At 52.4% G+C, this 14,752-nt stretch carries 10 protein-coding genes and 1 tRNA gene; 6 read left to right on the top strand and 5 right to left on the bottom strand.

The genetic code is table 11. The annotated features are described in order from the left end of the window. Window positions 1–51 precede the first annotated feature (51 nt). Window positions 52–1,281 carry an EAL domain-containing response regulator gene (locus HBO11_RS00585; RefSeq protein ID WP_170057713.1) on the bottom strand — a complete coding sequence of 410 codons (1,230 nt, stop codon included), beginning with the start codon at window positions 1,279–1,281 and terminating at the stop codon, window positions 52–54. Window positions 1,282–1,731: 450 nt separating this feature from the next. Between HBO11_RS00585 and HBO11_RS00580 the strand changes: the two genes are divergently transcribed. Genes HBO11_RS00580 through HBO11_RS00565 form a run of 4 tightly spaced genes read left to right on the top strand, consistent with a single transcriptional unit; the run spans window position 1,732 to window position 6,647 of the window. Further along, a complete protein-coding gene (locus HBO11_RS00580) occupies window positions 1,732–2,310 on the top strand; it encodes a fimbrial protein (protein ID WP_169954272.1) in 579 nt (192 codons plus the stop codon). Window positions 2,311–2,336: 26 nt separating this feature from the next. Continuing rightward, the gene (locus tag HBO11_RS00575) at window positions 2,337–3,056 is read left to right on the top strand and encodes a molecular chaperone (RefSeq protein WP_262380928.1); all 720 of its coding nucleotides are present in this window, start codon (window positions 2,337–2,339) and stop codon (window positions 3,054–3,056) included. 14 nt (window positions 3,057–3,070) lie between these two features. Next, window positions 3,071–5,566: a fimbria/pilus outer membrane usher protein gene (locus HBO11_RS00570; protein ID WP_169954273.1), complete on the top strand. Its 2,496-nt coding sequence runs from the start codon at window positions 3,071–3,073 to the stop codon at window positions 5,564–5,566. Window positions 5,567–5,585: 19 nt separating this feature from the next. Continuing rightward, window positions 5,586–6,647 carry a fimbrial protein gene (locus HBO11_RS00565; RefSeq protein ID WP_169954274.1) on the top strand — a complete coding sequence of 354 codons (1,062 nt, stop codon included), beginning with the start codon at window positions 5,586–5,588 and terminating at the stop codon, window positions 6,645–6,647. A gap of 127 nt (window positions 6,648–6,774) precedes the next feature. Here HBO11_RS00565 and HBO11_RS00560 read toward each other — a convergent pair whose 3' ends face one another. The 4 genes from HBO11_RS00560 to HBO11_RS00545 all read right to left on the bottom strand — a co-directional run bounded on the left by HBO11_RS00560 (window position 6,775) and on the right by HBO11_RS00545 (window position 12,778). Then, window positions 6,775–10,401, bottom strand: a complete 3,627-nt coding sequence (locus tag HBO11_RS00560; RefSeq protein ID WP_169954275.1) for a transporter substrate-binding domain-containing protein — start codon at window positions 10,399–10,401, stop codon at window positions 6,775–6,777. A gap of 2 nt (window positions 10,402–10,403) precedes the next feature. Then, window positions 10,404–11,030 (bottom strand): response regulator transcription factor, encoded by a 627-nt coding sequence (locus HBO11_RS00555; protein ID WP_169954276.1) that lies wholly within the window; start codon window positions 11,028–11,030, stop codon window positions 10,404–10,406. 112 nt (window positions 11,031–11,142) lie between these two features. Next, complete coding sequence (locus tag HBO11_RS00550; protein ID WP_169954277.1) at window positions 11,143–12,375, bottom strand: EAL domain-containing response regulator; 1,233 nt, start codon at window positions 12,373–12,375, stop codon at window positions 11,143–11,145. Window positions 12,376–12,688: 313 nt separating this feature from the next. Further along, window positions 12,689–12,778 (bottom strand) — tRNA-Ser (locus tag HBO11_RS00545). Between the two features lie 333 nt (window positions 12,779–13,111). On the opposite strand from HBO11_RS00545, the gene HBO11_RS00540 reads away from it, so the two are divergent. Both HBO11_RS00540 and HBO11_RS00535 read left to right on the top strand, forming a co-directional pair. Then, window positions 13,112–13,801 carry a crotonase/enoyl-CoA hydratase family protein gene (locus HBO11_RS00540; RefSeq protein WP_169956995.1) on the top strand — a complete coding sequence of 230 codons (690 nt, stop codon included), beginning with the start codon at window positions 13,112–13,114 and terminating at the stop codon, window positions 13,799–13,801. A 216-nt stretch (window positions 13,802–14,017) separates the two neighbouring features. Continuing rightward, a complete protein-coding gene (locus HBO11_RS00535; protein ID WP_169956994.1) occupies window positions 14,018–14,740 on the top strand; it encodes a 1-acylglycerol-3-phosphate O-acyltransferase in 723 nt (240 codons plus the stop codon). Window positions 14,741–14,752: the final 12 nt, after the last annotated feature.

The raw sequence follows: 14,752 nt of genomic DNA, 5'->3' as shown, positions 1-14,752 counted from the left end.
CAGTAACTGCATGCAGACAGCGATGCAGGCCTACAACCTGATGCCAACGTGTTATCGGGGTGTGAGCGAGCGCAACCTTCGCTCCTCGGGATTTGGATAACGCGATTGAAGCCAACTTTCCAGGCCGTGCTTCGTCATCGGTTTGGCAAAAAAGTAGCCCTGACCATGCACGCAGCCAAGATCCACTAATTGGTGGTGTTGTTCCTGGGTTTCGATACCCTCAGCCACCACCGTCATACCTAAGGACTCTCCTAACGCGATGGTGCTGCTGATGACAGCCCGGGAACGAGGCCCATCACCCAGTGACTGAACAAACTCACCGTCCAGCTTGATCTCGTTGAAAGGCCACTGACACAAACGTTGCAATGACGAAAAACCACTGCCGAAATCATCAATGGATAGCCGGCATCCCATCATGCGCAGCCGAACGAGATTTTCCATGCAGGTAGCTGAAGCTTCCACAAGGCCTGTTTCGGTCAGTTCGAAAGTGACGCCGGCTCCAGGCAACCTGAAACTCGCCAGGGTTGCTTTAATCCTTGTGACCAAAGCCGCATTGGAAAGCTGTGAAGGTTGCAGATTGAATGCAATGTTCAAAGGGGTTCCGTGCATCAAAAAATGCCGCTGCAACTGCAACCCTTGATCAAACTGGGCGAAAAACAACTCATCCATCAAGTTGCAACGCTCAAGAGTCGGCATAAAAACGACCGGTGAAACAACGCCACCGGTTGGGTGGTTCCAGCGCGTCAGAGCCTCGACACCTGATACCTCACTGCTCAACAGATTGATTTTGGGCTGAAAGTAAGTCTCCATCTGCGCGCATTCCATTGCACGGCGGACCTGCGCTTCATCAGCTACCAAATCGATGTTAGGGGAATCCGATGGGGTAGCCGGCTGATTCAAGTAGTTTTTCAGCAACCTGCTCAACGTATCAAACTGCAGAGGCTGCCCCAGCTCCCCCAACATTCTCAATCCTAATAAAGGGATCAGTTTTGTGGCGGCTCTGCGCACGTCCTCCGCAAGCGAACTGTTGACAATGACCGACTTGACTAATCCGTTTTGTGCCGAGCACCGTAAAAAATCGAGGCTATCGAGGCCGTGCATACGTAGATCGCATAACACAACATCTACGGGCCCGACGCTTTGCAGGGTGTGTAGCGCATCCAGCGCCGAGAGAGCACTGAACACCGACTCACAGCCCAATTGCCGCAACATATTGACGGAGATTGCTCGTTGAAAAAAATTGTCGTTCAAGACCAGAACACGTAATGGTAGTACTTGCATGAATAGCTCTCCGGAATACGGTAAAACTTTAATTTTCTATACTCCTTAACTTTCGAGTGCTTTTCCCTTCCTCTAAACATGACGTACTACACGCGGGTCAAACACGTATCTTGGTGCTTTAGTACGATCTAGTTGGATTCCTTATTATCGCTATCCTTCACCGTGCAAACGCCTAGAAATCTCCCGCCACAACGTAGGAAATTTCTCACAGAAAGAAATACGGAATGACCGCTCGCGCCCGAACGTCACGAGGAAATTTCCTACAATTCAGAAGGAACGAGACTACACACACCTTCATTCCCCCCAGACAAACTATTGCCAATTCGATCTGCACCATACAACCACTACGCAACGTTAGTGCTCGTCGAAGTTGGTTTCTACTCTGCAGAGATTCACTGGTCTTGCAAGGTAAAAACCTAATACGTACCTTAACCAAGCAATGGAATTTTTATGATCAAGCACGCTTTCTCCCTGGTAGCACTGACCGCCGCACTGACCTCTGCAAATGTAATGGCTGCCGACAACGCCGCCGGTGGTGTTATTTCCTTCAGTGGCGCAATTACCGACACTACTTGCACTATTAACGGCGGTAAAAGTGCAGACTTCACCGTTGCCCTGTCGCCTATCTCTGTTAACGACGCCGGCACCACTGTTGGCCCGCTGACCAAAAACAAAAAATCGTTCTCGCTGACCTTCTCGGGTTGCACCCCAGCAGCAGGAACTGCTGGCACTCCATTGAAAATGTATTTCTCGTCCGCAGATAACATTTCCACAGACGGTAAGTTCTTGCTGAACAACACAGTCAACGAAAGTGATGCTGCTGTTGCCAAAAACGTCGGCTTCTCGTTGGCGAAACCAGGTTCCACCACACCGATCCAATTGAACGTGCCGTTCAACACGCTCATCAGCGGAGCCGGTACAACACCTGAAACACTAGTACTTGATGCGTACTACTACAAAACCAACACCGCCGCCGCCAAAGTTGGTGCCCTTAGCTCCAACCTGACCTACACCATTTCCTACTTGTAATACAACCCGTGTGCCAGGCCCATCCCATGGGCCTGGTTCAGGAAAACATCATGATAAAGCAACTAGTTTTAGCAGGGTTACTACTTGGCTCGGTGTCTGCGCAGGCCAACATTATCATCAATGGCACTCGGGTGGTTTATCCAGAAGCAAACAAAGATGTGATAGTTCAACTCATCAATAATGGGAGTGACTCATCCTTGGTACAAGCCTGGATAGATGATGGCGACATCAACTCCACGCCGGAAACAGCGAATGTTCCGTTTCTGCTATCTCCGCCGGTTGTCAAAGTATCCGGCGATAGCGGTCAACAGCTCCGAATTACAAAAATCGGCGCCCCACTGGTTGCGGATCGGGAGTCTGTTTTCTTTTTAAACGTGCTGGACATCCCGCCAACTCCAGAAAATTTGCAGGGTGCAAACACACTGCAACTGGCGATCAAGTCTCGCATAAAAATGTTCTATCGCCCGAGCGGACTAAAAGAGAAAGCCAGCAGCAGCGTCGAAAAAATCGAACTGCAAGCGGTCGCGAAAGGTTTTAACGTGATCAATAAAAGCGCGTACTTTTTCACACTCGCCAACATTGACCAGCACGATAAAAAACACCTGCTCGTTGACTCAGTCATGGTCGCTCCTTTTTCCTCCGCATTCGTCGAGAGCAAAGAGTCCGTCAGTAAAAATACACCCTACACCATGATGTATATTGATGATTTGGGTGCCTACAAAACTAAAGCTGTAGTATCGCACTAAGGTGAAGCCCCAGAATGAAACAGCATAAACCCCTTATTAAAGCTCTCACGATGTCCTCGCTGTTTCTACTGGACAAAGCCTATGCAGAAACCTTTGATACTTCGCTTATGGCCGGTAAATCTCGCGAATCCGATCTTTCACGCTTCTATGCAAATTCCGAGATACCTGCGGGCAAACAAGATGTTGATATTTATGTCAATAACACTTGGAAAGGTCGCTATTCATTAGTGTTTGGCGGCGTAAAAGACGACATCAAGATCAGCTACGAAGATAGCGCACTTCTTGGGATCAACATGGGTGGCTTGCCCGCTGCGCAGCCAGGCGCGGACAGTCTACAAGTCAGCCAATTGGTTCAAGGCGGTTCTTTTATTTTAGATATTAGCACCCTGAGCCTGAAGCTGACTGTGCCCCAGTCTTATGTGAATCGTTCGGAAGCTGGTTATGTCGACCCGAAATTCTGGGATCATGGCGTGCCTGCATTTTTATTTGGCTACAATGCAATGCATTACAGCATACAATCGAAAAAAGGCGGCTCATCCAGCGACGAACTGTACTCTGGTCTGGATTTCGGTATCAACTTTGCTGGTTGGCAGTTCCGGGAAAATAGCTCGTTAAGAAAAAGCTCCTCGGAAAATTTAAAGTACCAAAAAAATACACGCTATCTTCAGAAGAACATTGCCTCCATCACCTCCAACTTCAAGCTCGGTGATTTTTACTCGGAAGGTGATCTCTTTGACTCGATTAGAGTTCGAGGTGTGGCGTTGACGTCCGACATCAATATGCTGCCTAACTCCAAACAGGGTTTTTCACCCATTGTGCGTGGCGTCGCACAAACCAATGCCCTGGTAAAAGTCATCCAGAACGGCAGCGTGGTTTATCAGGAGAGCGTACCGCCAGGCGCCTTTACCTTCGACAATATCCAGCCCACCGGCTCTGCTGGCGACCTGACGGTGGTGGTCCACGAGGCCGACGGTCGCGAGCAGTCGTTCAGCGTACCGTTTTCCGCCGTGCCTAATATGCTCAAGGAAGGGATCAGTAAGTACAGCCTGGTGGCCGGTAACGTAAACCAGACCAATACCGACTATAACCCTGGTTTTGTGCAGGGTACGTTCCAGTATGGGCTTAACAATCTGTTAACCGGATATACCGGCACAACCCTCAGCAATGATTACCGCGCCTACCTTGTCGGCAGCGGCTTGAACCTGCCGATCGGTGCAGTCTCTGTTGACGTGACCCAATCCAATACTCAGTTAAAAAACCAAAGCAAAAGCGGGCAAAGTGTACGGGTGTCCTACAGTAAGTTCCTGGATGTAACGGATACCAACTTTACCCTGGCGGCGTATCGATATTCTACCGAAGGCTACTACAGCTTCAGCGATGCCATTTATTCCCAAGAGGGATACCGTGAACTCGAAAGACAAATCAACGACTATCGAAACAGACTTGACGAAGATGATGCTCCGATCCTCGACTTGAATACTTGGGATGCTCTGCGAAGCGCACGCCCACGCAACACCTTCAATTTAAGTCTGAACCAGCGTTTGAAAGATAACTGGGGCACCGTGTTTTTTTCCGGAACACAACGCGACTACTGGACAAACAACACTAAAAGCCGTGAGTACCAATTTGGCTACACAAACGCTGTGGGGCAGGTTAATTACAGTATCTCTGCCAACCGCGTCAGAAACTCCAACCGTGACGAAGAGACGCGATTCTATCTCTCAGTGACCATGCCCTTTGATATCGCCGGCAACAGGGTGTATCTCAACAGTGGTGCATCACTGGTGGACTCGCGCTACCAGCAAAGTAACGTTAGCGTGAGTGGCAATGCACTGGAATCAAACCGCCTGAGTTACACCGTAGCTGCCAGCAATCAAAACGGAGGGGATAACACCGCCAGCGTCAATACCTCCTACCGTAGCAATGTCACAACAGTAGGTGCCTCTTACGGTGAGTCGTCCGATTATCGGCAAACCGGCCTAGGTGCGCGAGGCAGTGTCGTGATGATTCCTGGGCATATATTGGCCTCCAATGAAATCGGCAGCACCATGATGGTAGTCGAGGCCCCCAAGGCCGAGGGCCTGATCGTCAATGGAGACCAAAGTATTGTGACCAATAAAGATGGCTTGGCGCTGATTCCGTACGCAACACCTTATCGGTTGAACTCAGTTACGTTGTCCGACAGCGGTAACAGTTCCGGCGCAGAGATCGTCGGAAACATTGCCAATGCAGTGCCCTTCGCCGGCACAGTCAACCATGTAAAATTTGAGACTGACCAACGCCAGTCTTACATCGTGCAGGCACGCAAGGCAGATGGTGGCCCTCTACCGTTTGGCGCGGAGGTATTAGATAAATCAGGCGAGTCTATCGGTTTCATCGGCCAGGCCAGCGTTCTGTATGTAAAGTCCAATGAAAAGCCAGAGTACCTTGAGGTTCGACTTAACAACGGCAGTTGCATTATTCACCGGCCTGACTTGGCCGAAACCACATCAAAAAATATCTGCCATTAATTCGAGACAATAAATTATCATGAACAGATTTTTTCTTATTTTTTTAGTAGCTGGACTATTCAGTAGCAATGGCTATGCACGTTGCTACGGTGAAACACCCACCCAATACGGAAACCCAATACTGATCGACATTTCAAATGAGTTGAGCGCAAAAAACCCTGTATTTGAGAAGACGTTTTATACCCAGTTTCCGGCAGCGTCTGTCAATTGCAATGGAAACTCAAAAATCGAAGCTTATTCCCCAATTGGCAATAAAAAATTACGCTTGGGATTTGATAAAGGGGCACGCTGGGTAGAAATGAGCATCGTTGGATCGTTCCCAGAGCAATCCATTCCGGCAGGTACTCACTCATCTGGAGAATTTAACACGCCTGTGACTCTGCGTTTTACTTTGGTGCCCCGGGGTGGTGGCGATCAGGTTGTAGCCGAAGAAGGCCAAGATACATTAAATATTAATGACGTAGCTATTGCGAGAGATACAACTAGCGGCGGTATGGGGTTTTTTGAATGGCTCGGGAAATTCCTCCGTTATGTAGGGAGTTTTTTCACCTATTGGCCAAAAGACTTCCAGGATATGTTTGCCCAGAACATAATAGTAAAATACACCCCAAGGATGACAACTTGCACCTTCAACAATGCAGGATTGATGGTAAATCTTCCTAAAATAGGCGTTGCGCAGCTGACAAAAATCCCTCAACCGGGTTATACGCCATTTACATTGAATTTCAGCTGTAACAACCTGCTGGCTAACGGCAGCACCGACCGCGCAATCGACATGTTTTTATCCAGCAATAACCTGCTTCCATCCGACAATAGCGTATTGATGGACAGCACGCCTGGCTCGGCGAAAGGCGTCGGTATAAAGGTAGCCAAACGCGACACTCCCAACGCACCGGTTGTCTTTTCCACCTCCACCTTAAACCGGGGAAGTGCCACCTCCATTTTCAGTGCCGCAGCAGGTGCTGTGGTTAATAGCAATTTCTCGGTTGGCATGGGCGCCTACTACTTCCCTTACAACCCCGCTCAACTTACCAGCGGTGAAGTCAGGGCAACTGCTACGCTGAACATCGTTTATCAGTGATCATCACCCCAGATCGATAAACGATTGACGATCAACAATGCCAACGACCCATTGATACAGCGGGGTCGTTGGCCATTCCCCAAGCTTCCGCTCCTGCGTAAACGCATCTGGTTCCCCTGACGCCTGGCTAGCCAGTACACTCCTCCAGACGCTGCGCCAATGCCTCCATTGCCTCGTGCAGAGCATCCACCGATTGGGTCAAACGCACGGCATCATGCCCGTTGCAGTCAGCTTGCAGTTGCTCGCAGCACTGGATCAGTCGATGCGCCTTGATGATACGTGCTCCCCCCTTGACTCGATGGCTCAGGTCAGACAGCCCGGTCAAGTCGTGATCACTGTAGAGCTTGAGCAGCCGTAACAAATCCTCTTCATTGCTACTGGCCAGATCCTTCAACAAGCTGTTAACCAGCGTGCGGTCACCATGAGCCAGTTGTTCGAGGCTGCTGAGGTCAATGTCGTCGGAGAGTGGTACTGACGCATCAGTGTCCCCTGCTTCCTCGAACACCGACTCCACGCCGGACAAGCGCGCAGTCAGGTCCTTCATACTGATGGGTTTGAATAGACAATCATCCATGCCCGCCTCCAGGCAACGATCCTTTTCCTCCGGTTGCGCGTTGGCGGTGAAACCCAGGATCAAGCAAGGCGCCGCGCCCGAATCAGCCTCCTCGGCGCGGATCGCCCTGGCCAGTTCGTAGCCTGTCATCACCGGCATGTTGCAGTCGGTAATCACCACATCGAAATGACCATTGCGCCAGGCACGCAAGCCGTGGGCTCCGTCGGATTCATCGGCAACCGTATGCCCCAGGTAACTCAACTGCTGCGACAACAGCAGGCGGTTGGCCGGATAATCATCAACCACCAGCACTTTTAACGGCTGGCTGAATTCGGGTAATACGGGTTCCGGCCGGATGAGCGGCAATGGCGCAAGAACCGCCAGCTCCAGTAACACCTCGGCCTCCGTGCCTTGCCCCATCACGCTACTCAAGTTCAACTCACCCTGCATCATCGAACACAGTTTACGGCTGATCGCCAGCCCCAAGCCTGAGCCTCCAGCCCCCGCATGACTGGCCTGGCTGAACGGTACAAACAGCCGCTGCTGATCGTCCTGGGAAATCCCAATGCCGGTATCGCGCACCAGCACACGAACACCCATGCTTTCGTCTGCGGCCGCACGCGTGACCTCTACACAGACCTGCACTTGCCCGACGTCCGTGAACTTGATGGCGTTACCCAGCAGGTTGGAAAGCACCTGTTTGAACCGTAGCGGGTCGATCAAGACCTCCTGGTTGGCGTCTTCATCGAATGACAGCGCAAGATTCAGTTGCTTCTGCCGGGCCAATCCCTCGAACATCCGTACCACCGACACCACCAGGTCTTTGAGTGCCGCCCGTTGCGGTGACAGCGTCAAGCGCTCGGACTCGATGCGCACCACGTCCAGAATGTCGCCGATCAGTTCCAAAAGCCCACGCGCGGCGCCCGACGCCACTTCGATGGCAAAACGGTCAAGAATGCCTTGGTCTGCCTTTTTCATGGCCAACTCCAGCATCCCCACCACTGCGTTCATCGGTGTGCGGATCTCATGACTCATGGTGGCCAGAAAGGTGGTTTTCGCCCGATTGGCCTTCTCAGCATCCTGCTTAGCGTCTTTGAGCTCCACCAGCAAACGCTCACGCTCACTGATATCGATCCAACCCGCAATGATGCCTTTGACCTCACCCGCGTTATTGCGAAACGGGAGAATCCAGTGATAAGCGGTAATCGTCTGCCCATTAAAAAACACAATCTCACGGTCGGTCAGCAGCTCCTGGCCGCCGTCCATCACCTCCAGATAGAGCTGCTCATAGGCCGCAACCTGGGCAGAATCGTCGTCCAGCGTTTGCGTTTCAGATAGGCGTTTACCAATAACTGTTTCAAGGGTGCTGCCAATCTCCTCCAGATAACGGCGATTGCACAATAACAAGCGTGTCTGGCGATCGCGTACGTAGATGGGATGAGGTAACCCATCAATAAGTACGCGCATGAACTCCATTTGTTCTTTCAATGCCTGTTCGGCCACGTCGCGCTTCTGGATCAGGCGTCGCAAATAGAGAATCCAGGCGAATGCCACCAGCAACAAGATCACAGCAATAGCAGAACCGCGGATGATTTCCGATTGATTGGCGTGCGTGCGCTTGTTATCCACCGCCACTTCACCGCGCCAGCGATTGGTCAGTTCGTCCAACTCCTTCGGGGAGATGCTGAGCATCACCTTGTCCAGGACCGAGTACAGTTCTAGCGATCCTCGATCGGTGGCAAGTGCCATCTGCGCGGGTGGAGCCCCCACGGCACCACTTACACGCAAACTGGATGGATACTGGGTAGCAATCAGATAGCGGGCATTGACCAGGGTCGTGACAGCGCCATCTGCTTTACCCTGTGCGACCATCGACAACGCTTCACCCGCCTCTCGCGCTTCAACCAAAACAATGCCCGGGTACTGCAGTTCAATGTAATTCCGGACGCCGCTGTCGTGCCTGATTGCCAAGCGTTTACCGGCCAGATCTTCCAAACGGCCAAATGCCCCATCGCCCTTACGAATACTCAATACATAAGGGTTGGTCAAATAGGACCGGGTAAAACGCAGGTCGCTGTTATCCGTATTCTGGTGAAACGCGGCAGTGAAATCCACTTTGCCCTTCTTGACCAACGCCACCAGGCCATCCATCGAATCTGCACGTACCACCTCGAAGGTAAGGCCGGTACGCCGGCGAATCATCGCCAGCAAATCAGCGCTGATACCGCGAAAACTCCCCTGCTGATCGAAAAATGCCAGTGGAGGACTGCTCTCCAATACCCCTACCCTCAACTGCGGATGGTCTGCGAGCCAGCGCCTCTCCTTGGCGCTCAGGTCAACCTGGCCTTGGTCGCGTACGGTGATCGTATCTGCCCCCCAGCGTCGCAAGATGGTCATGCTTTCTTCGGCAGGAATCGCCGCCAACGCCCGATTGATGATTTCAAGAAGCTGACGGTCTTCAACCCGTAATGCAAAACCAATGCTGCTCACCTCCAGGCTCGCGAAGTCTGACAGGTGAACGTCGTGCAGGAAATTTCGGTTGATCAGATAATTGGAAGTAACCGCCCCTCCCAAGTACACATCAGCCTGGTCGAAAACCACAGCACTGATGGCGTCCAGATCGGTCGGGTAGATCTGCAGTTTAGCCAACGGGTAGTACGCCATGACCTCGGAAGGGGGTAGGCCATTCGCAGACATAGCCAAACGCTGCCCGCCAAGATCCTTAGGCAACTCCACGCAGGCATCACGCCGGCTAACCAACACCGGCTGATCATCGAAGTAAGACCTCGAAACTACAAGTTCGGGATCGGCCTCGTCGACATGCGTGGCGATCCCGAGCAGGTCAAACTCACCTCTTTTAAGTGCCTCTATCGCGTGTGCACGGTCGGGATAGCGTTGAACCTGGATGTCGATGTTCAACAGGTCCGAAATCAGCTCCACGTAGTCGGCCGTCACCCCTTCGTAATCGTAGGTACTTGCACTCAAGCCCAAAGGCGCCGAGTCGGTGATGGCAACCCCGACTCGCACGTTTTTTTTATCGCGCAACAAACGGTTGTCGGCGTCCGACAACTTCAGGTTCAACCCGGTGAGATGGGAGCGTCCCAATAACCTCAAAGGCTCGATATCGTCGTGAAAATGCGCCGCCTGAGCAAGAGGGCTGATACAGAGTAAAAAAATCAGAAACCCGATTGGCCGCTTCATGCTTAAAGAAGGTTGTTGCGTTTGGCAAATTCGGCAAGATAGACCACTGACTTGACGTTGAGCTTTTCAATCAGTCGGGTTTTATAGGTGCTGATGGTTTTGTTACTCAGAAGCATGGAGTCGCCAATTTCCTTGTTGCTAAAACCCCGAGCCAGTTGCTGCAAAATGGTCAGTTCACGGTCGGACAGTTGACCAATCAAGTCAGACTCACTGACCTGATTGTCACCAGCGCGCACCGAGCTGTTGGAGAGCAATGGAAAATAGCTGTAACCATCCTTTATCGCCTTGATCGCGCGAGTCAACTCCTCAAGGCTCCCCGTCTTGGAAACATAGCCCGAGGCTCCGGCTTTCATGCAGCGCATGGCATAAAAAGAAGCCTCCATGGATGTCAGCACCAGAATTTTACAGGGCAATCCAAGCGCCGAGATGCGACCGATCACCTCCAGACCATCAAGTAATGGCATGGCGATATCGAGCAGGATCAGATCGGGGACATGCTCTCGCGCTAGGCGTACAGCCTCCACACCGTTAGCCGCCTCCGCCACAATTTCAAACTGTTCGGCACCAACCAGTAACTTTACAGAGGCACGAACAAACGAATGATCATCAACGACTAACGCTTTTAACATATGAACCTCTTCGGGAGACAACAACACACCATCACCAGAACAAGACATCCCGACCTTAAGCTCTATACAAAGTAGCTTAAAACGCGCCTGGCAAAATTATGGCATCTATTTTTTATACAACCGAGGCGCGGCATTGCAACCACACTGCAAAGTCGTCAGCACTCATGGGGACCGCCAGATGAAAACCCTGGCCAAATGAACAGCCCAGATCGACGAGGGCGTTGAGCGTATAGGCATTTTCAATGTTCTCGACAACCAGATCCATCTTCAGCGCCCTGGCCAGCGCCACGCTACTTGAAATGACCGCCCTGTTCCCCAAATCGTCAACATCCCGGACAAAGACACCGTCTAGCTTGAGTTGGTTGAAGGGCAAATGCGCCAGTTGCGTCAAAGAGGAAAAGCCAATGCCGAAGTCATCGACCGACAAACCACAGCCGGCTTGATGCAGATGCAACAAATTTTCCACAGCAGAGGCTGGCAAATCCAGCAGACCGTTTTCGGTGATCTCGAACATCAGTGCAGCACCCGGCAATTCATATTGATGCAAGCGCTGGATAACGTGTTCGACCAGGTCGCTGCTCACCAATTGAGAGGCTGTCAGGTTGAACGCTAGCCCCGTATCAAACCCTTGCTCGCGTAGCCGGCTCATGAGTTCGAGCCCTTGGTCTAGAAGCCGCTTGAACATCTCATCGAGCAGGTCATAAGCCACCACTGCCGCCAACAGATCCCGAGGCAGTAAAAGCCCGCGCTGGGGGTGATTCCAGCGCACTAGAACCTCGGCACCAAACAATCGGCCATCGTGCAGGTTGAACTTGGGTTGGTACCAGGCCTGAAACTCTCCAGCCATCAAACCCAGCAGAACCTGCTGGCGAGGGATCAACTCAATCGCTGTCAGAGTCCCCCTCAGTGCAGAGCAGTACAACGGGGTGAAATCAGACAGGATCTTTTGCAAAGCCCGCAGTTGCAGGGGCTTTTCCAACACACCGAGTAAACGGATAGAAGATAAAGTGGTCAACTTCTCGACCGAACGCCGCAATGCCAGCGGCAACTCTCCATGTATAACCAGCGCACGTACGTTACCCAGTTCGCTGGCCACGCGCAGAAACTCAAGGTTGTTAATCGAACCGTCAGCCAGGTCAAAAAAAATGATGTCGATCACTGCTTGACTGCGAATGTGATCCACTGCTTGCATTGCATTTCCGGCCGACACAACGCTCGCCACCTGCAGATTCAGCAACCCGTTGACCAACACACTGCGTTGCAACGCATGGCTTTCTATGACGAGAACACACCCCTCAACCATCTGTTTCAACCTACCCATTATTAATGGGTAGGACTTTGCCAACTAACTATCCTGCGCCCTTAGAGAAACATCCTCCCGACATGTAGGAAATTTCCCAGGGATAGCCTTAATTACCGTGCCAGAAATTAAATAATCCGTAAGGCGACCTGCGGTTGGATCACCTCACTCGCACGAGCGCCATCGACATGTCCAGTAGAACTCACGCAAGGCCTCAGGAGGCCAGCCAGCAAATGACCAAGCGACATTCATTGCCAGCTTAACCGACACGCAAAAAAACGTAGGGGGGGGCGGATGGGGGAACAAAAAACATCAGACATGAAAAAGCCCCGTAAAACGGGGCTTTTTCATAACAATATGGCGGTGAAGGAGAGATTCGAACTCTCGATACAGTTTCCTGTATACACACTTTCCAGGCGTGCTCCTTAAGCCACTCGGACACTTCACCGTATCTCGTCAAACTGATTCAGTCTGTCGAGGCGCGCTAATGTAGTCGAAAGCTTTTCCGATGGCAAAGGTTTTTTTCAGAATTTTCATGCGCTTAGACGGTTATCCCATGCCGCCTCCCTCTGGCACGGCGTGGAGGGCGGCGATTGTGCCATTCTCAAGGCGTGTCGGTATGGGGCCAAGGTGGCTGGCGAGCCCTGACGTAGCCTACTCTGGGCCGGGAGGTTGGGAAAAGTCTGACTGGCCAGTCAGTCATGGCGCTTTACCGGGGCGGCCATGCTGGGTAACGTCTGCGGCCTGCCCTTCTATTAAACGTATTACAAGGAATCGCGTCATGAGTGAGTTGATTGCCTACCACCTCGAAGACGGTATCGCGACCCTGACCTTGAGCAACGGTAAGGTCAATGCCATTTCCCCTGCCGTGGTCAGTGCGTTTAATGAAGCGCTGGACCAGGCCGAGAAGGATCGCGCGGTGGTGATTATCACCGGTACGCCGGGGATTCTGTCGGGTGGTTATGATTTGAAGGTGATGACGGCCGGCCCTAAAGAGGCGGTCAGCCTGGTGACGTCGGGCTCGACCCTGGCGCGTCGCCTGTTGTCGCACCCGTTTCCGGTGATTGTCGCGTGCCCTGGGCATGCGGTGGCAAAGGGGGCGTTCCTGTTGCTGTCGGTCGATTACCGGATTGGTGTCGAGGGGCCTTTTAGCATTGGCCTGAATGAAGTGATGATCGGCATGACCATGCACCATGCCGGGATTGAACTGGCCCGCGATCGCCTGCGTAAGTCGGCGTTTCATCGTTCGGTGATCAATGCCGAGATGTTCACCCCGCAGGACGCCTTGAGCGCCGGTTTCCTCGATAAGGTGGTGGCACCCGAAGAGCTGCAAGCCGCGGCCCTGGAAGCGGCGCGGCAGTTGAAGAAGATCAATATGAACGCCCACAAGCAAACCAAGCTGAAGGTGCGTAAAGCCCTGCTGGATCTGCTGGATAACGCGATCATTCAGGACCAGGAACATCTGGGCTGAGTCTCCCGAGACCGCATCAAACAAAGCCCGACCCTGCGTCGGGCTTTTTCTTACAGCCCGTTCTGAATCACCTTGCAACCGCTCTAGATGGCATCTGTCTCCATCTGCTGAAACATGTACTTAAACATCGCCCATCTCCTACCTCTACAGGGGTAATTGCCGAATACAGTGCACGTCCGTACACTGCGCCACCTTTTGTCCCGATGGTCCGTGTCGATGCTCTATTGTTTACGCATGTTATTGATGGGCCTGCATTTTCTGATTGCCGGTGTGCTGGGCGTGCTGCTGGGGATCTGCCGGCCGTTCAATCCGGATAACAGCCGCCTGTGCGCACGCCTGTATGCTCTGCCGGCCATGTGGATCCTGCGGCTGCGGGTCAAGCCGCAAGTGGACTCGCTGCGCAACAAGCCGAGCAGTTGCGTGATTATTGCCAACCACCAGTCCAACTATGATTTGTTCGTGTTCGGCAATGTGGTGCCCTATCGCACCGTGTGCATCGGCAAAAAAAGCCTGAAGTGGGTGCCACTGTTCGGGCAACTGTTCTGGCTGGCGGGCAATGTGTTGATTGACCGGGGCAATGCGCAGAAGGCACGGCGGTCGATGTTGACCACCACCCATACCCTGCAACACGAAGAAACCTCGATCTGGGTGTTTCCGGAAGGCACACGCAACCTGGGTGAATCGTTGCTGCCGTTCAAGAAGGGCGCGTTCCAAATGGCGATTGCCGCCGGAGTGCCGATTGTGCCGGTGTGCGTCAGTACCTATGTGACGCAGATGAAGCTCAATCGCTGGAACAGCGGCGATATCTTGATCCGGTCATTGGCGCCGATTCCTACAGCAGGATTGACGATGGATGACATGCCCGGGCTGATGGAGAAGTGCCGGACGCAAATGGTCGAGTGCATTGAAGCCATGGATCAAGCACTGCAAAAAACCTGACGGCAAGCCGGC

Origin of the sequence: Pseudomonas sp. WS 5010 (genome assembly GCF_012985565.1) — a bacterium.
Classification (GTDB): Bacteria; Pseudomonadota; Gammaproteobacteria; order Pseudomonadales; family Pseudomonadaceae; genus Aquipseudomonas.
This window is presented reverse-complemented; position numbering and strand designations above follow the sequence as displayed.

Bases quoted from the DNA above. Each gene is read 5' to 3' on its own strand.
- HBO11_RS00540 (WP_169956995.1), top strand. From the start codon at position 13,112: ATGAGTGAGTTGATTGCCTACCACCTCGAAGACGGTATCGCGACCCTG.
- HBO11_RS00575 (WP_262380928.1), top strand. From the start codon at position 2,337: ATGGGCCTGGTTCAGGAAAACATCATGATAAAGCAACTAGTTTTAGCA.
- HBO11_RS00565 (WP_169954274.1), top strand. From the start codon at position 5,586: ATGAACAGATTTTTTCTTATTTTTTTAGTAGCTGGACTATTCAGTAGC.
- HBO11_RS00560 (WP_169954275.1), bottom strand. From the start codon at position 10,401: ATGAAGCGGCCAATCGGGTTTCTGATTTTTTTACTCTGTATCAGCCCT.
- HBO11_RS00570 (WP_169954273.1), top strand. From the start codon at position 3,071: ATGAAACAGCATAAACCCCTTATTAAAGCTCTCACGATGTCCTCGCTG.
- HBO11_RS00555 (WP_169954276.1), bottom strand. From the start codon at position 11,030: ATGTTAAAAGCGTTAGTCGTTGATGATCATTCGTTTGTTCGTGCCTCT.
- HBO11_RS00535 (WP_169956994.1), top strand. From the start codon at position 14,018: ATGCTCTATTGTTTACGCATGTTATTGATGGGCCTGCATTTTCTGATT.
- HBO11_RS00580 (WP_169954272.1), top strand. From the start codon at position 1,732: ATGATCAAGCACGCTTTCTCCCTGGTAGCACTGACCGCCGCACTGACC.
- HBO11_RS00585 (WP_170057713.1), bottom strand. From the start codon at position 1,281: ATGCAAGTACTACCATTACGTGTTCTGGTCTTGAACGACAATTTTTTT.